At 71.2% G+C, this 17,071-nt stretch carries 17 protein-coding genes; 2 read left to right on the plus strand and 15 right to left on the minus strand.

All coding sequences use genetic code 11. The features are described from left to right. The 5 genes from ABT026_RS25430 to ABT026_RS25450 form a co-directional block, all read right to left on the minus strand. The gene (locus ABT026_RS25430; RefSeq protein WP_108952050.1) at positions 1-2,385 is read right to left on the minus strand and encodes a phosphoketolase family protein; all 2,385 of its coding nucleotides are present in this window, start codon (positions 2,383-2,385) and stop codon (positions 1-3) included. A 120-nt stretch (positions 2,386-2,505) separates the two neighbouring features. Then, positions 2,506-2,646: a hypothetical protein gene (locus ABT026_RS25435; protein ID WP_245967366.1), complete on the minus strand. Its 141-nt coding sequence runs from the start codon at positions 2,644-2,646 to the stop codon at positions 2,506-2,508. Beyond that, a complete protein-coding gene (locus ABT026_RS25440) occupies positions 2,646-3,245 on the minus strand; it encodes a universal stress protein (protein WP_351117466.1) in 600 nt (199 codons plus the stop codon). The genes ABT026_RS25435 and ABT026_RS25440 overlap by 1 nt, the downstream gene beginning before the upstream one ends. Before the next feature lie 328 nt (positions 3,246-3,573). Next, a complete protein-coding gene (locus ABT026_RS25445; protein WP_351117467.1) occupies positions 3,574-4,014 on the minus strand; it encodes a pyridoxamine 5'-phosphate oxidase family protein in 441 nt (146 codons plus the stop codon). 483 nt (positions 4,015-4,497) lie between these two features. Further along, positions 4,498-5,421 carry a carbamate kinase gene (locus tag ABT026_RS25450; RefSeq protein WP_351117468.1) on the minus strand — a complete coding sequence of 308 codons (924 nt, stop codon included), beginning with the start codon at positions 5,419-5,421 and terminating at the stop codon, positions 4,498-4,500. Between the two features lie 930 nt (positions 5,422-6,351). On the opposite strand from ABT026_RS25450, the gene ABT026_RS25455 reads away from it, so the two are divergent. Further along, the gene (locus ABT026_RS25455; protein ID WP_351117469.1) at positions 6,352-7,080 is read left to right on the plus strand and encodes a hypothetical protein; all 729 of its coding nucleotides are present in this window, start codon (positions 6,352-6,354) and stop codon (positions 7,078-7,080) included. A gap of 165 nt (positions 7,081-7,245) precedes the next feature. On the opposite strand, the gene ABT026_RS25460 is transcribed toward ABT026_RS25455, so the two are convergent. From ABT026_RS25460 to ABT026_RS25500, 9 genes are all read right to left on the minus strand, one after another. Next, positions 7,246-7,776, minus strand: a complete 531-nt coding sequence (locus ABT026_RS25460; RefSeq protein ID WP_281262830.1) for a transposase — start codon at positions 7,774-7,776, stop codon at positions 7,246-7,248. Positions 7,777-8,138: 362 nt separating this feature from the next. After that, on the minus strand, positions 8,139-8,645 hold the full coding sequence (locus ABT026_RS25465) for a flavodoxin domain-containing protein (RefSeq protein WP_108952047.1): 507 nt from the start codon (positions 8,643-8,645) through the stop codon (positions 8,139-8,141). A 13-nt stretch (positions 8,646-8,658) separates the two neighbouring features. Beyond that, positions 8,659-9,390: a CBS domain-containing protein gene (locus ABT026_RS25470; RefSeq protein ID WP_351117470.1), complete on the minus strand. Its 732-nt coding sequence runs from the start codon at positions 9,388-9,390 to the stop codon at positions 8,659-8,661. 204 nt (positions 9,391-9,594) lie between these two features. Then, positions 9,595-10,446 carry a universal stress protein gene (locus ABT026_RS25475; RefSeq protein WP_351117502.1) on the minus strand — a complete coding sequence of 284 codons (852 nt, stop codon included), beginning with the start codon at positions 10,444-10,446 and terminating at the stop codon, positions 9,595-9,597. 5 nt (positions 10,447-10,451) lie between these two features. Further along, entirely contained in the window at positions 10,452-11,474 is a 1,023-nt protein-coding gene (locus ABT026_RS25480) for a zinc-dependent alcohol dehydrogenase (protein WP_351117471.1), read from the minus strand. Positions 11,475-11,502: 28 nt separating this feature from the next. After that, positions 11,503-12,408, minus strand: a complete 906-nt coding sequence (locus ABT026_RS25485) for a universal stress protein (RefSeq protein WP_108952044.1) — start codon at positions 12,406-12,408, stop codon at positions 11,503-11,505. Between the two features lie 125 nt (positions 12,409-12,533). Beyond that, positions 12,534-13,175, minus strand: a complete 642-nt coding sequence (locus ABT026_RS25490; protein WP_108952043.1) for a DoxX family membrane protein — start codon at positions 13,173-13,175, stop codon at positions 12,534-12,536. A 533-nt stretch (positions 13,176-13,708) separates the two neighbouring features. Beyond that, complete coding sequence (locus ABT026_RS25495; protein ID WP_108952042.1) at positions 13,709-14,620, minus strand: universal stress protein; 912 nt, start codon at positions 14,618-14,620, stop codon at positions 13,709-13,711. A gap of 162 nt (positions 14,621-14,782) precedes the next feature. Beyond that, on the minus strand, positions 14,783-15,481 hold the full coding sequence (locus ABT026_RS25500) for a response regulator (protein ID WP_108952041.1): 699 nt from the start codon (positions 15,479-15,481) through the stop codon (positions 14,783-14,785). Between the two features lie 463 nt (positions 15,482-15,944). Here ABT026_RS25500 and ABT026_RS25505 point away from each other — a divergent pair, with 463 nt between their 5' ends. After that, a complete protein-coding gene (locus ABT026_RS25505) occupies positions 15,945-16,187 on the plus strand; it encodes a hypothetical protein (protein ID WP_108952040.1) in 243 nt (80 codons plus the stop codon). A gap of 144 nt (positions 16,188-16,331) precedes the next feature. Here ABT026_RS25505 and ABT026_RS25510 read toward each other — a convergent pair whose 3' ends face one another. Next, complete coding sequence (locus tag ABT026_RS25510) at positions 16,332-16,991, minus strand: thymidine kinase (RefSeq protein ID WP_108952039.1); 660 nt, start codon at positions 16,989-16,991, stop codon at positions 16,332-16,334. Positions 16,992-17,071: the final 80 nt, after the last annotated feature.

Raw genomic sequence — 17,071 nt, forward strand, 5'->3', positions numbered from 1 at the left:
TCAGCCGTCCCAGGACCAGTCGGCGACTTCAGGCAGGTCGGTGCCGTGGATGCGGATCCACTCGTGGTGGCGCAGGCGGGCATCCTCCATCCGCTGCCGTACAGCCGCAGCACGCACCGCGAGGCCGGGCACACGGTCGATGACGTCCATGACCAGGCGGTAGCGGTCGAGGTCGTTGCGGACGACCATGTCGAACGGCGTGGTCGTGGTCCCGATCTCCTTGTAGCCACGCACGTGCAGGTGCTTGTGGCCGGTGCGGCGATAGGCCAGGCGGTGGATCAGCCACGGGTAGCCGTGGTACGCGAAGATCACCGGCCGGTCGGGGGTGAACAGGCCGTCGTACTCGAAGTCGGTCATACCGTGAGGGTGTTCCTCACTCGGCATGAGCCGGGCGATGTCGACGACGTTGACCACCCGCACCGCCAGTTCCGGCAGATGGGTGCGCAGCAGCTGAGCGGCAGCCAAGACCTCCTGTGTGGGTACATCTCCGGCGGCCGCGAGCACCACGTCCGGCTCCCTCTCGCCGCTGTCCGTACCGGCCCATTCCCAGATCCCGGCGCCGCGCGCACAGTGGACCTTGGCCTGCTCCATCGTCAGCCAGTCGAAGCAGGGCTGCTTGCCCGCGACGATGACGTTGACGTAGTCCTTGCTGCGCAGCGCGTGGTCGGCCACCGACAGCAGGGTGTTGGCGTCCGGCGGCAGGTAGACGCGGACGACCTCGGGGCTCTTGTTGAGGATGTGGTCGACGAAGCCCGGGTCCTGGTGCGAGAAGCCGTTGTGGTCCTGCCGCCACACGTGTGAGGTCAGCAGGTAGTTCAGGGAGGCGATGGGAGCGCGCCAGGGCATGCGGCGGGTCACACGCAGCCACTTGATGTGCTGGTTGACCATCGAATCGACGATGTGCACGAACGCCTCGTAGCAGGAGAACAGCCCGTGCCGGCCGGTCAGCAGATAGCCCTCCAGCCAGCCCTGGCAGGTGTGCTCGGAGAGGATCTCCATCACCCGGCCGTGGCGGTCCAGGTGCTCGTCCACGTTCCGGGTCTCCGCCTGCCATGCCTTGCCGCTGGCGCCGTAGACGGCCTGGAGCCGGTTGGAGGCGGTCTCGTCCGGCCCTACCAGCCGGAAGTCGCGGCGGTCGGTGGTGCCTCGCATGACGTCTTCGAGCAGGTCGCCGAGGACGCGGGTGGGTTCGTGCAGGGTCGCTCCGGGTTTGTCGACGGGGACCGCGTAGCGCTCCAGCGGCGGCAGGGGCAGTTCACGCAGCAGCAGTCCGCCGTTGGCGTGTGGGGTGGCGCCGAGCCTGCGGGCGCCGTCCGGGACACAGGCCAGGACGTCCGGGCGGGGGCTGCCGTGCTCGTCGAACAGTTCTTCAGGGCGGTATGAGCGCAGCCAAGCCTCCAGCTCCCGCAGGTGGTCGGGGTTGTCGCGGACGGCTGACAGCGGGACCTGGTGGGAGCGCCAGGTTCCCTCCACCGGCAACCCGTCGACCTGGGCCGGGCCCGTCCAGCCCTTCGGTGTACGCAGCACGATCACCGGCCAGCGGGGGCGCTCGGTCGTACCGTCCTCGCGTGCGGCCCGCTGGATCGCGGCGATGCGGTCCAGGGCGGTGTCCATGGCCTGCGCCATGGCTCGGTGGACGGAGGCCGGGTCGTCGCCGGTGACATGGACGGGGTCGTGGCCGTAGCCCCGGAGCAGTTCGTCGAGCTCGGGCTCCGGGAGCCGGGCGAGAACCGTGGGGTTGGCGATCTTGTAGCCGTTGAGGTGCAGAATCGGCAGGACGGCGCCGTCGTGGACGGGGTCGAGGAACTTGTTGGAGTGCCAGGACGCCGCCAACGGCCCCGTCTCGGCCTCGCCGTCGCCGATCACGCAGGCCACGACCAGATCGGGATTGTCCAAGGCGGCACCGTAGGCGTGCGCGAGTGAGTAGCCAAGCTCGCCGCCCTCGTGGATCGAGCCGGGGGTCTCGGGTGCGACGTGGCTGGGGACGCCGCCGGGGAACGAGAACTGCTTGAACAGGCGGGCCATGCCGGCCGCGTCCCGGGTGATGTCGGGATACGTCTCGCTGTACGAGCCCTCCAACCATGAACCCGCAACCACCGCGGGACCGCCGTGACCGGGGCCCCAGATACACAGCGCGTCCAGGTCACGGGCCCGGATGACGCGGTTGAGGTGGGTGTACACGAGGTTCAGGCCGGGTGAGGTGCCCCAGTGGCCGAGAAGGCGCGGCTTGACGTGCTCGGGGCGCAGCGGATCGGTCAGCAGAGGGTTGGCCATGAGGTAGATCTGGCCGACGGACAGGTAGTTCGCGGCGCGCCAGTGGGCGTCCAGCGTCCTCAGCTCGTCGTCGGTGAGTGGGGCAGACGCCTGTTGCGGGTCGACGGACATCCTGGGTTCCCTTCCGGATCGGGGTCGGTCGGAGGTATATGCGGGTCCGTACGTCCCCACCTTCCCCCGTTCGCCGGATCCCCGACAGGGTCGACCGGGCCATCCGCCTCGTGCGGTCTGTCAACGGGCCGTCGGCACCGGCACGGGGCAGTGGGCGTGCTGCAACAGGACCTCCGCGACCGGGCCGAGCGACGGACTGAGCCGGCCCGCGTGCTGCCGCGTCCCGATGGCCACGACGCCGACCTCGTGGGTGCCCTCCATCAGAGCATGGGCCGGACCGGTGCGGACCGTGCGGCTGGCGGCCGCCAGCCTCGCGCAGCCAGGTGATGCTGAACCGTGGGACGGCTTCTTCCGCCCGGTCGTGGCGGGCCTGGCGCTCCTGGCCGGGACTTGCCGCGGCAGTCAGCGACGGCAGTTCGGGGGTGATGTGCCGGTGCGTCGCTGAGTGCAGGACGCGCAGCCGGGCCCGCCACGTGCCGCCTCCTCGAAGGCGTCAGCGGCTGCGGCCTCGTCGGCATCGCTCCCCCAGGCCGAGCAGCACCTCGCGCTGCCTTTCGCAAGGAGTGGCTACCGCGGGCGACCACCAACGGACCGTGCACGCGTGCGGCCAGTCGCCGGCTCACCGAGCCGGCCAGTAAGCCGGTGACACTGCCGAGCCCGCGGGTGCCCACGACGGTGACGGCCACGCCTTCGCTCCCCGCTGCCAGTGTTGCGACGGCACCGCCCTCCACGGCGCTGGTCTCCACCAACAGCACCGAGGTGGCGTTCGTGGACCCGCTCGGCGGCCGGGGCCAGAACCGGCTCTCCTCGTCGCGGTCAGCCACGGCGTAGACGATACGCAGCGCGGTGCCGCGGCGCACCGCCTCCTCGGCGCCCCAGTCCAGGGCGCCCAGTCCAGCGCCCGTACCGCGACCAGCGAGCCGTCCATTCCGACGACCACATGATCATCAGTCATCGCCCTGCTCCCGTCCGTTCCTCCCCCTGGAGGGGGCGAGTGCAGTAACGCACTGGTCGGCCGGTCGGGTGGACGTGGATGTGGATGTGGTGACGTTTTCACGAACGATGCTCATCGTCCGCGAACGCTGCAGGCAGAGGCCGACAGAAGCCGACTGCACGCCGTCCGGCCCGCTTCGTCTGGCCGGTGGGCCCTGTGCCCCGACGGATGGGGGAACGGGAGGGACGAGACGTTCAGGCAGTGAGGTCCACGCCGTACAGGCTGCGTCCGCCGACGACCTCGCGACCGGTGACCAGCTCCGGCTCGATGCGGATGAAGACCTCCTGCGACGCGGGCGCCCAGGAGACCGGTCCCGTGCGAGCGAGGCGCTCATGCTCGGCAGGGTCGGTCACCACCGACGCCGAGCCCGTCACGACGACGCTCCAGCCTGATTGCCGGACCGCGTCGACGTCGTCGGCCTCGAAGGCGACGACCGCTCCGTCGATCGCACGGACCAGTTCCGAAACCGCGGAGGTGCACAGCAGGACCGTGCCATCGCCATCCAGGCTGAAGTTGACCGGCAGCACGGCGGGCAAGGCCTGGCACGTGTAGACGATGCGGCCGACGGGCACCTTGGCCATCAGCCGGAGACACTCCTGCCGCCCGAGTTCGCGGAAACCGTCATTGGGGTCCATGAGCCAGCCCATCCTTCGCCTGGTACAGCATTTTCGCGTCCTTCCACCCTGGACCAGGTGAGGCCCGGAGGTGAGGGGCCATGGGTCCCGGCCATCCCGGAGAACGACCCGTGGCACACCCCGGTCGAGGGCCGTGAGGACAGCCGCACGGGCCGTCGGCCCGTCGCGTTGGCAGAGGCGGTCGTGGGTGATGACGCCCCGCCCCATGGAACGGGTCCGGGTAGAACCGGGTGGCAGAGCACCGGCCCGATCCACCCTTTCATCTCTGCCTGTTGCCCCTCATGTCTGCTCGGCCCGCGCTGAGGCCGCAGGACCGTCGATGTGGAAAGCCATGCCCTTCGGAGGGACACGCGGGCGAGTCACCATCCGAAGTGGCGTCCTCACATGACGCGGCGAGTTGCGTCCCGCGACCACAGCAGCCCTGGTCGCAACGCCGACCCTCGCAGCCCCGCCCATCCACGCTTTCGTACAGCCACGGGCCTGTCAGCCAACGGTCAGATCCCGGCGCACAAGCGTTCCCGACCGCCCGTGCACGATTTCGTACGCCGCGTCGCGGGCGCCGATGGCGGCCAATGCTCCGGTGCGTTCGACGAACCGGGCTGCGGCCTCCGCCTTGGGGCCCATGGAGCCGGCCGGGAAGTCTCCCCGGCGCAGGTCGTCGGGCGTTGCGTCGAGGATGGGCTGTGGGTCGCGGGTGCCGTAGCCGGCGTAGACGCACGGCACGTCGGTGAGAATGAGCAGGAAGTCGGCCCCGACGTCTTCGGCGAGCAGGGCCGCCGTGAGGTCCTTGTCGACGACTGCCTCAGCGCCGGTCAGTGCACCGGTGTCGTTGTCGGCGGTGACGGGCACGCCTCCGCCACCGGCGCAGATGACCAGGGCACCGCTGCCCAGAAGTTCGTGAATGGTTTCGGTCTCCAGGATCCGTTCGGGCGACGGTGAGGGGACCACGCGGCGCCAGCCAGTGTCGTCCTTGGCGATGTGCCAGCCCTGCTTGCGGGCGAGCGCTTCGGCCTTCTTGCGGGAGCACACCTGGCCGACGAACTTCGTGGGCCGGACGAAGGCAGGATCATCGGCCCGTACGAGGGTGTGCGTGACCAGCGCGGCAATCCGACGCCGCGGCAGTGCGTCGTGCAGCGCACGCACCAGCAGCGAACCGATCATGCCCTGTGTCTGGGCGCCGAGCAGGTCCAGCGGATACGGAGCGCTCAGCCCCGGATCGGCGGCGCTCTCTTCGGCGAGCAGACCGATCTGCGGTCCGTTGCCATGAGTGATGACGATCTCGTGTTCGAGAGCGAGGCCGGCGATCGCGGTGGTCACCCGGTCGATGTTCGTCTCCTGCACGTCCGCGTCAGGGCGTTCGCCCCGGTGCAGTAGGGCATTGCCGCCGAGGGCGATGACGATGCGCATGGGTTTGGTCCTCCAGGGTGGCCACGATGAGGGCGCGAGGGTGTGCAGCCGGTTGTCTGCCTGGCCCGAGGCGGGCGAAGGCACAAACCCTGGCAGTTCCCCCGTCTGGGTAGCAGGTATTCAGGAGGTGACGGGTCGGCCGGGGACAGCGGTCGAGCGGGGCGGGCTGTGCGTACAGGGGTGCCCGGGTGGCCGGTGGCTGCCGGCGTCCTGCCGCGGGCTTGCGCTGTGGCTCCGGTTTCTCCTGTCCGTCGATGTAGGGGTCCGCTCGAGTCAGCGGGGGGACTCTGGCTCTCGTCGGCGACAGGTCGTTGGTGCGCACGACGTCGCTGCGTCCCTGGCGTCAGTGCGTCGAGCGCTGCACTGAGCACGAAGGTGACCGCCGTGGAGCCCGCCAGGAGAACTGAGAAGCGCTTCCAGGGCTCTGAGGTCAGTGGCGTAGTCACCATGCCTCCCGTCGCCGCGTCGTCTGTCGTCTTCATCGAACATCCAGAACCCTTCCGGCAGAGGATGCCGAAGGACCCGGACATGGTGCCGGAGGGCCCAGCCACGGGGCGCCGCCGAGATTCCGACAGAGATGGGCAGACCGGCCCGCTCGGTGCTCAGATGATTCTTGAAGACGCAGGGCCCTTCTGCTCTGGGGCCTGACGGAAGGGCATGCGCACGGTATGCGCAGTCTGCATGTATCGGTTCAAGCCATTCGACAACGGCATGATCTGCGCCTCCGCGCAGGCCGACATCCGGACACGGTGATCCCCATCGAGTCACTCGCTGGGTTCCGCGACCGTCTCGTTCTCCAACTGGCCGGTGTGCTTAGCGAATGTACGCATTTCGAGTGACGCGACCCCTGCCGCGTTATGCCATCTTCTTCCGGATGTGACCCAGGTGCCGACGTGCCCGGGCGCTGGTATCGGAGGAGCGGGAATGAGAGTGGACGGACTGCGGCGAGTCCAGGCTGTCGTGGTGGCGCTTGCTGCGGTGGCCCTGCTGGCCGGCTGCGGAAGCGGCGACGAAGCGACCGGAGACGGCGGAAGCGGCGCCGTGACCGAGGACTCGGCAAAGGGGACGGCGTCGGGAAGACCGAACGACGGCCCGCTGAACGCTGCTGCCCTCGAGAACGCAGCGGTCACCGAAGCGGACCTGCCCGAATACACTTTCACCGTCTTCAAGCAGGGCACCGTCCTCGGTAGCAAGGGGAAGCCGGCCAAACCGGCGGCCTGCCAGCCCATGGAAGACATCCGGCTGCGCTCCCCCGAACCGGCACCGACCGCTGCGGCAGCCCGCTCCGTCCACCCGAAGACGGACACGAAGGCCACCGACATCACGCTGTACGCCTACGCCAAGGCGGCCGACGCAGAGGAACTCCTCACCCGTGTCCGTGACGCGGCGAAGAGCTGCACCGGGTACGAGGACGACATGGGCCTCAACCCGACCGTCACGGCCCTCCCTGTCCCCGACCCGGGTCCGGCCGATGAGGCGTTTGCCTTCAAGCGGGAGTCGTCGGGAACAGCGCACTGGTACCGGGTGACGCGTAGCGGCTCCAATGTAGCCGTCTTCAACTGGCAGGGCCTGGTCGCACACAAGAGCGCGGGCGAGGCCCCGGACGAGGTGATCACCGCCCAGCTTGAGAAGCTGACGGAGACAGCGGGCACGGGCTGAGCTTCTTCATTGCGCGGATTTCTTCCCGGTTGTCCATACGGCCACAGTAGGCGTGCCGCGCGTTCCCTGAGAGACCCTGCTGTTACCTCCATAGGCAGTAACCCCCGACGCTCCCCTGCACGGCACTGTGCGCACGTCAGGGCAACCGCACTCCGGTGAGGAGGTTCAGCTCGTCGAGCAGGGCATCCTGGAAGCCGGGGTCGGAGGCGGCCGCAATGGGCGCCCGGCGGCGCCGGTGGAATCGTCGACGACTGGGCACGGCGAATCGCCGACGACCTCACGCGCGGCAGCATGGGCGACTGACGCGGTCCCCGCCCCCCAGGCTCCGGTCCGCCGCGGCAAACATCCGCACAGACAGGAGCCGTCGGCAGCGTGCTGATGGACCCGCTGATGGTGGAGCGACCGACAACCAGCACTGGATGTCCCCGGCCGTGTCCTTCTCGGCCTGGACGACCCGCAGCATGCGCGAGAAGGCTCCGTCCAGAGCCCCGGCCTGCGGAAAGGCGTGCACAAGGTCTGCCGGGAGCCGTACCGTTCCGGCACATCGCGCCAGGCCGATCCGGTCCCCGGTTTCCACGCGATCCCGTTCAGCACCACCCGGTCGTCCGAACGAGGCCGTCCCGCGACCCCCGAACTCGGCGGTAACCGCGACAACACCGCCCACTCGGCAACCGAAAACTCATGACGACGCACCATGACAAGCACGGCCCCTCATGCCATGGAGACTTCTGCAGACGGTTCCCGGCGCCGCAGCGGGCGGCCGGGCATGCGGCTTCACGAGGCGGCGCGCTCTGTGCCGGTGTCGGCGGTGGCCGGGAGGTCTGCCTACAACCAGGCAGAGAGCGGGCGGCTCGACGGGCGAATCGTCGCCGTTACGGACGCCGCGCCTTCTTCGAGGAGGGCAACCGCGCCAGCAGCCGGGTAGGGCCACGGGTTCACGGCCATGGCCGGCTCGGGATGACGCGGCACCACGGGCGGCCGTGTGACGGCCAGGGCCGTCATGTCGTCCAGGGCGGGTCGAGGAGGCTCGGCCGGCCGTGCACGGTAGCGCCCTTGCCTCACCGGCCGGGCACTACGGCGAGCGCCTTCGCCACGTCGGCCGCCCAGCTCTCCACGGCGTCGAAGTCGCGGAAGTCCCCGCCCTGCCCGTTGCGCAGGATCATACGAGCCATCCACCCCTGCGCGCCCTCCTGCAGGCAGCCCCCGAAGGTGACGTGTCCGTAGGCGTCCAGCCGTGTCATGGCCCTGTGGACCCAGGGCACGGGAGGTATCTCCCGCTGCGAGGCCGTGGAGTCGAGCGGGCCGCTGCTGAAGAACCACAGCGGACGCGCCGCCAGCGCCCGGCGGTGGCGGCGGACGAAGCGGCGGGCGTCCTTGTGCCATTGGCCGAGGTACAGCGCGCCGCCGACCACCACGGCGTTGTACGCGGCCACGTCGGTCACCGATGCGGCGGGCAGCGCCTCGGCGTCCAGGTCCGCCTCCTGCAGTGTCCTGGCCACACTCTCGGCGATGCGTGTCGTCGATCCGTTGGTCGTCCCGTAGGCGACCAGCACCTTGGCCGTCATGACGGTCCCTCCTTCACAGCCGGCGCAGCCAATCTTCGCCGCCTCCGTGGGCAGCCGCACTCTCGGGCTTCAACCGGGAGTCGTCGACGCGGTGGCCGAGCTGATCGACGACGGCGACGACACCGTCGATCTTCCGGGCCATGGACACGGCGGCCTCCGCCTCGCTCCGGCGCTCCAGGCGTCCCCGCAGGGTGACGACGCCCTCGGCCACGAAGACGTCGACGGCCCGGGAGGACAGCCACAGTCCGTTCTCCACCACCTCACGGATCACCTTCTCCCTGAGGGCCTCGTCGGTGCTCAGGAAGACCTTCAGCAGGTCGCGTCGGGTGACGATGCCGACCAGTCTGTCGTCCTCGTCCAGCACCGGCAGCCGGTCGACGTGCCGCCGCACCATGGTCCGGGCGGCCTCGGCGACGCTCTCGTCGGCGCGCACGGTGACCGGCGAGGGGGTCATCAGGCCGCCCGCGGTACGAGCCCGGGCCTTGGCCGCGTACCGCCGGGCGGTGGGCGTCAGGGAAGGGAACCGGAACCTGCGGGCCGGTTCGTAGGGAAGGGGGGCCTTCGCCTGGTGGGCCATCAGGTCCGACTCGGAGACGACGCCGATGACGTGCGCCTCCTCGTCGACCACGGGCAGTCCGCCGATCCGGTGTTCGGCGAGCAGCCGGGCGACCTCCTTGAACGGGGTGTCGTACCCGGCCCGGACGACGTCGGCGGTCATGACCGCACCGACCTTGGTCTGCTTCATTGCGGTTCCTCCTGGACGTGAGCGGTGCCGAGACGGGTCATCGCCGGTTCGGCGCCGGCCGTGTCCGCACGTCGAGCACGGTGACCCCGGCCGGGAACGGCGGGGACGGGACGGAAGTCGCCTCAGCGAGGACGCCACCCTGGGCGGGTCCTGCTGACGGCGGAGGCGACGGACGGGTCCGGGACCAGGACCGCGATCCGCCGATCATGGGTCGGGCACGACGACGACGGGGCACTGGCCGTGGTGCAGGACCTGGTGGGCGACGCGCCCCAGATGGGGACCGAGGTGTTTCGGACGGCGGCGGCCGATCACCAGCAGGCCGGCCTCCTGGGAAGCGGCAAGCAGCATCCTTCCTGCCGAACCCTCGACGGTCCGCCGTCGCAGCTCAAGGTCCGGTGGGGCGTCGGCGAGTGCGGCGCGCAGCTGGCCGGCGGCGCGTTCCGCGTGCATCCGCTCCGGGTCACCCGCGAGCAGCGGGTGGTCGGCCGTCCGGTGAGAGGGGCAGCGCCAGGCCCGTACGGCGGTCAGCGGGACCTGGCGCCGTTGTGCCTCCTCGTAGGCGAAGCGCAGCGCGGCCGTCGGAGTCTCGGTCACCCCGACGACGACGCCGGTGTGTCGCGCGTCAGGGTTCCGGTCGCCGCGGGCCACGACGACCGGACAATGCGCGCGGGTGGCCACGCTGAGGCTGACGGACCCCAGCAGGGCGTCGGCGACGGCGCCGCGCCCGCGGGTGCCGACGACCACGGCGAAGGCGGAGCGGCTCTCGTGGATCAGGACGTACTCCGGTTCCTCCACGGTCACCTCGGTGGTGACGGAGAGGCCCGCCCGGCGTCGCACCGCCCGCAGCGCGGCGACGCGGAGAATGTCCTCGCCGCTCACTTCTCCAGGCAGCTCGCGGACGTCCTCGGCGAGTGCCGGCCCCTCGTAGCGTTCCCAGAGGGAGGCGTGGACGAGCCGCAGGGACAGACCGTGCAGGGCGGCCTCGTCGGCCGCCCAGTCGACGGCCCGCAGGCTCTGCTCGGAGCCGTCGACGCCGACGACCAGGGGCAGGCGCATGGTGCTCATCCTCCGCTCCCGAGGTCGAAGACGATGCGGGCCTTGACCTCGCCTCGCAGGACCTCGTCGACGGCCTCGTTGACCGCGGTGAGTGGCCGGGTCTCGTGGACGACCCGGGTGCGGCCCGCGGCGTGCAGGCGGAAGACCTCGTCGAGGTCCTGGCGGGTGCCGACGATGGAGCCGATCACCGAGGTGCCGTTGAGGACGGTGTCGAAGATCGGGATTTCGAGCGTGCCGTGGGCGGGCAGGGCCACCATGACGAGCTTCCCTCCGCGCCGCAGGCCGGAGTTGACGGCCGCGAAGGCGGCCGGGTTCACGGCGAGGGCGAGGGCCGCGTGGGCGCCGCCGTGCCGCTTGAGTTCGGCGGCGACGTCCTGGGTGCGGGCGTCGATGACGATGTCGGCGCCGAGTTCCCGGGCCAGTTCCAGCTTGTCGTCGGTGACATCGATCGCGGCGACGGTGGCGCCGGCGATCTTCGCGTACTGCACGGCGAGGTGGCCGAGGCCGCCCACACCGGATATGGCGACGAGCTGGGCGGGGCCGACGCCCGCGACCTTCAGCGCCTTGTAGGTGGTGACACCCGCGCAGGTCAGCGGGGCGGCGTCGAGGGCGCTGACGCCGTCGGGCACGGCCTGGGCGAAGTCGGCGCGGGCGAGCATCTTCTCGGCGTACCCGCCGTCGCAGCCGTAACCGGTGTTGACCTGGCTCCCGCACAGGGTCTCCCAGCCGGACAGGCAGTGCTCGCACCGCCCGCACGCGCTGCCCAGCCAGGGGACGGCCACGCGTTCGCCCACCGACAGATGGGTGACGCCTTCGCCGAGCTTCTCGACGATGCCGACGCCCTCGTGGCCCGGTACGAACGGCGGGACCGGCTTGACGGGCCAGTCGCCGTGCGCGGCGTGGATGTCGGTGTGACACAGTCCGGACGCCTCGAGGCGGATGCGGACCTGTCCGGGCCCCGGCTCGGGGTCCGGGCGCTCCTCGATGACGAGCGGCGCCCCGAACTCCTTGACCACTGCTGCCTTCATGGTTCTCTCTCCTTACTTGCCGGCCGCGTCAGTCGTGGGGGACGACGGCGACGGGTGCGACGGCGTGGTGCATGACCGCCTGGGCGACGGACCCGATGTGCGCGCCCAGCGGGCCGCGGCGGATCCGGCGGCCTACGACGACCAGCGAGGCCTCGTCGGAGGCGTCGATCAGGTGCTCAGCGGGGCTGCCCAGGCGGCACGCCTCGACGACCTCGACGTCCGGGTACTTCTCGCGCCACGGCCGGAGCGTCTCGCTGAGCGCGGCGGCCTGCTCCCGGGTGATGTCCTCCAAGGGCACGACCGCGGGAGAGGCGCTGTACACGTAGTAGGGCGCCAGGTTCCAGCCCTGGACGACCACGAGCGGGGCCCGTCGGCGCAGCGCCTCCTCGAAGGCGAAGGTCATCAGCTTCTCGTCGGGGCCGCCCGTGGCCAGTCCCAGCACGACGGGCCGGAAGCCGGTGGCCTCGGACGGCCTGCCGGTGGCGTCCTCGATGTGCTCGTCGGCGGCCTTTTCCCCGGCCCGGACCAGGATCACGGGTGTCCCGGTACGACCGACGACGGAGCGGCCGACGGACCCGACGAGGAAGCCGCCGATCCCGCTGAGCGCCCGGGATCCGAGGACCAGCAGCTCCGCGCCACGGGCGGCGTCGACGAGCAGTTCTCCCGAGGAGCCGCTCGGCTGCTCGGTGCCCACCTCGACACCGGGGTACCTGGCCTTCAGGTCCTGGGCGGCCTCGCGGGGCAGACGTTCCGCCCAGTGGCGGTGCGTCTCGAGCGCCTGGCGCAGGGACTCGCCCATCGGCTCGGGCATCGGCTGCCGGACGTGGACCAGCCTCACCTCCGAGCCGCGCAGCGCGGCCTCCCGGGCGGCCCAGTCCGCGGCGGCGCGGCTCTCGGCCGAGCCGTCGAATCCCACAATGATCGTTCCGGGCATGGAGCCCACCTCCTGAAGGTGTGGTGCGTGTTCTGTACGGGTGTTCCGGTCGGCGGACCGGTGTGACGGGCCGGTGTGACGGGCCGGTGCGGTGGGCCGTGCCCTCTCCACCGCACCGGCGGGGTTCAGCGCAGCCACCCGTGGTCGCGGACGACGGGGAGCCGGGCCCACAGCCGGCCGAGGCCGAGGGCGTCGCCTGCGGAGGCGGCGGCCAGGGCGACGAGCAGCAGCGCGTAGATCAGGTGGTAGTCGACGAACGGGTTCGTCGACATGCTCGGGGAGCCGTCCGACAGGTACTGGGCGGGCGGCCACTCGGCCACCCACATCAGCGCCATCATCACGGTCCCGGCGAGGGCCGTGAGGCGCATCGCGACTCCGGCGGTCAGCGCGAGGCCGATGCCCAGCAGGCCCAGCATGAACAGCCAGTCCGCCCAGGCGGCTCCGGCCCACGCGTGGAAGGTGGTCTCCATCGGCCCGACGGAGACATGGCCCAGGAAACCCTCGGTGGGCGAACCGCCGTCGACCCATGCCTTGCCGGACGGGGTGGCGTAGCCGAGGCCGAAGGTCTTGTCGAGGAAGGCCCACAGGAAGACGAAGCCCATCAGCACGCGGGCCGCGGCGAAGGCGTAGGCCCGTGCGGTGAGCACCTCGACGCGCGCTTCGGTGCGTGCCGCCGGGGCGGTGCCGGAGGCGGCGGAGTTCCGGCGGCGGCGCAGGGACGGCAGGTGCCGGCCGGCGCTGCCGTTCGTGTGCTGGTGCACGGCCATGATGGGTTTCCCTTCGTGGGGTCCGGTCGTTCCTGACGCCACTCACTCTCCCGCCCGTCCGCTCCTCGCACCGGGTGCCGCAGGGGCCACGGCGGGGTGCTGAACGTCCCTTGCCGGCCGGGACGTTCGGCGCACTCACGCGCCGGGCCGGCCCCGCCACAACGTGAAGCGCCGCCCGGCGGGGCCGGGCGGCGCGAGGGTCGGGCTGGGGGTGGGCGGGGTCGGGGAAGGCGTGGACGGGTGGGCGTAGACGACGTCCGGGGCGGGTGTCGTCGGGGCCGCGGCAGGCGTTCGTCCGACGCCAGGCCCGCAGGGCTCGGGCTCGGCCTGTGGGCTGGTCACCGTGCGGCGTGGGACCACTGGCGAGTTCGCGCGGGCCGGGCCGGCAGCAGGTCCGGCGCCGGCACGGTGAGGGCAAGGGTCCCCGGCGCGGGCGGTCCTCGGCCATGCGGCGTCCGGCCCGCGCGGGCGTGGCGGCCCGACGGCCCTCCCCCGTCACCCCTGGTCGATCTCGTGTGCGGCCGGAACGCCGGTCAGTCGTGCGGAACCACGGCCACCGGGGCGGCGGCGTGGTGCAGCAGTGCCTGGGCGACCGGGCCGATGTGGGCGCCGGCCGCCGCCCGGCGGATCCGACGGCCGACGACGACCAGCGCCGCGTCGCCCGACGCCTCGATCAGGTGGGATCCGGCTCCGCCGACGACGGCTTGCGCGATCACCTCGACGTCGGGGAACTTCTCCCGCCACGGCCGCAGCACCTCGGACAGCTCGCGCGGAGCCCGCGCGGCCATGCCCTCGCGCATCTCGGGCATGAGGTCTCCGCCGTAGAAGTAGGGCGGGATCGTCCAGCCGTGCACGACCCGCAGGGGCGCCCCGCTCCGTGCGGCGGCCTCGAAGGCATAGGCGATCACCTCGTCACCGGGCTTCTCCAGGTCAAGGCCCAGGACGATCTCCCCCGTGGCCGGGACGCCGGCTCCGTCGCCCGCCGGCCGCTCCGCCGGTTCCTCCGCGTACACGCCCGGCCGCACGACGACCACCGGCCGCTCGCTGCGGGCCAGCACCGCCTGGGAGAAGGAACCGAGCAGGAATCCGGCGATCCTCCCCAGACCACGCGAGCCCAGCACCAGGAGCTCGGCGTCCTCCGCGGCATCCAGCAGCGACGAGACAGGCTGTCCGGTGGTCTGCCGGCTCTCGACCCGCAGCTCGGGGTGACGGCGGACGAGATAGGTGCGCGCCTCGTCGAGGAGCCGCGCGGAGTAGGCCTGCCGCAGGTCACTCGGCGGCATCGGCGCAGCCAGGGTCACGGAGACGTGGACGGCCGGCTGCCAGTCCTCGGCGTTGACCAGCAGCAGGGGCAGGTCACGCCGGAGCGCCTCGCGGGCAGCCCAGTCGGCGGCGGCCAGGCTCTCCGGTGAGCCGTCCAGGCCGACGGTGATGGTGCGGGTCATGGGGACCTCCTTCAGACTCCTCCGAGTCTTCGCTTCACCACCCCACCGTCGGCAGGGGCCACTGGTCCCACCTCGACGGCCGAGGGTCCCCGCCCGTGGGCCCGGGGGTCCTGCCCGTGGGCCCGGGGTCCCCGGCCTCGGCGGCCGCCGGGTGCGGTGGGGTCAGTCGGTCCGCTGCCGCAGGCGGTCCTTCGCCTGCGTGGCGATGACGGCGGCCTGGATGCGCCGCTCGACGCCGAGCTTCGCGAGCAGTCGGGAGATGTGGTTCTTCACCGTCTTCTCGGCGAGGTAGAGCCGCTGGCCGATCTGCCGGTTGGTGAGCCCGTCGCCGATGAGGGCCAGGATCTCCCGCTCCCGCTCGGTCAGCCCCGCCAGCTCGTCCTGCTGCTCCTCCTCCTTCTTCTCCGGTCCGCTCCGCAGGCGGGCCATCAGCCTGGCGGTGGCGCTCGGGTCGAGCAGCGACTGGCCCCGGGCGACCGCGCGCACGGCCGACAGCAGGTCGGAGCCCTGGATCTGTTTCAGAACATAACCGGACGCGCCCGCCATGATCGAGTCCAGCAGCGCCTCCTCATCGTCGAACGAGGTCAGCATCAGGCAAGCCAGCTCGGGCATGCGCGACCGCAGTTCGCGGCAGACGGTCACCCCGTCGCCGTCCGGGAGACGCACGTCGAGCACGGCGACGTCCGGTCGCAGGGCCGGTACGCGTATCAGCGCCTGTTCGACCGTGCCGGCCTCGCCCACCACGGACAGGTCCGGCTCGTCGTCCAGCAGGTCGCGCACCCCTCGCCGTACCACCTCGTGGTCGTCCAGCAGGAAGATCCGGATCGGGTCCCCGGTACCGGGCCGCTCGGCGTCCGTCATGTCATGCTCCCTGTGTCGCGTCGTGCGGGTGCCCGTTGCGGGACCTGGAGGATGGTACCCGCGGCCTCTTCCCCGCCGCGAGCTCTCCCACCGTGGGCTGTACCACCGTGGGCGAGGGCGGCCCGGCCCGGAGACGAACCTCAGCCGGAGATCGGCGGCACCTGGGTCGGCACCCACCCGGACGTTCTCGAGCTGCTCGCCTCACCGAAGGCGCCCGCTTGCACCGCCTCCTCGGCCCCGAACAAGGCGCAGGTCGTCTTCCGGGAACGCGCTAGGCAATACAGCTAGGGAGTGTCCGACCGATGAGCGCGGGAGAAGGAGCGGCGTCCGGTGCGTGCGATCGCAAGGCACCGGCGCCCTCGTAGCGGAGCTGCCAGGGCGGTTCGGCAACGCCGCGAGCGTGCGTGTCAGACGCCGCGACGCCGCGGGCATTGGTCAGACACCCCCTAGTCCCGTCGGCGGCATGGAACCGCTCGCCAACCGTCGCTGGGGCCACTTCGGTGACCGCACCCGGCAGGTCCTGCACGAGGAGGGATTCCCTGACGACCACACGCCCCCGGAGCACCCGGCATCAGTCGCCCCCAGCGAGGGCGCCCTCGCTCTGCTCGCCGCTCAGGCAGTCACGGGCACCGGGCTGCGCGCCGAACACCTCCAGGGTCCCTGGCTCGGCGGCCTCACGGCCAAGCCCTACCCGGCCGTGGCCTGACGACCGGATCGGGGGAACGCGCAATCGCGCGAAGCTGGATCAGGGCCTGGGGTCGGTTCCGTGCGGCCCGGAAGGGCGTATCGACCGGGACGGACAACCAGTCCAATGGTTCCGCTCTTGGAGTCTGACGCCCACGCATCATCCTCAAAGGCAGTCGGCAGAACCTACAGGCAGCACGTCCGGCGACAGCGTCCCCGCCTGTGCCGTCACACTGGTCATCCTCTTGCGGTGGTGACGCCGGCACAGGACCTCGTAGCCGATCTCGTCGGGCTGGTTGGCGACGTCGCCCACCATGACCTGCTCGCCCTCGACCACCATCACGCCGCCCACCGTGCGCGCGTTGTGCGTGGCCCGGGCGCCGCACCAGCACAGCGCCTCGACCTGCAACGTCTCGACCCGGTCGGCGAGTTCGATCAGCCGCTGCGAACCGGGGAAGAGACGGGTGCGGAAGTCGGTGGTGATGCCGAAGGCGTAGACGTCCATCTCCAGGTCGTCCACGATCCGCGCGAGCTGGTCGACCTGCTCGGGGGCGAGGAACTGCGCCTCGTCCGCGATCACGTAGTCGACCCGGCCACCGCGCTGGAGCCGGTCCACCACGTGCCCGTACAGGTCGAACCCGGACCCCGCCTCGACCGCGTCGGTCACCAGCCCCAGACGCGACGACAACTTGCCCTCACCTGCCCGGTCGTCACGGGTGAAGATCAGCCCCTCCAGCCCGCGAGCGGAACGATTATGTGCTATTTGTAGCGCCAAAGTTGACTTTCCACAGTCCATCGTTCCGGAGAAGAAGACCAACTCAGACATCAGCAACGCGGGTCCTTCCCCGACGAACCTACGTGGACAACGCCGTCAGCGCGGACAAGACCGCAGCCCAACCGGCCAGC

The organism is Streptomyces sp. NPDC002734 (assembly GCF_040295685.1).
Classification (GTDB): Bacteria; Actinomycetota; Actinomycetes; order Streptomycetales; family Streptomycetaceae; genus Streptomyces.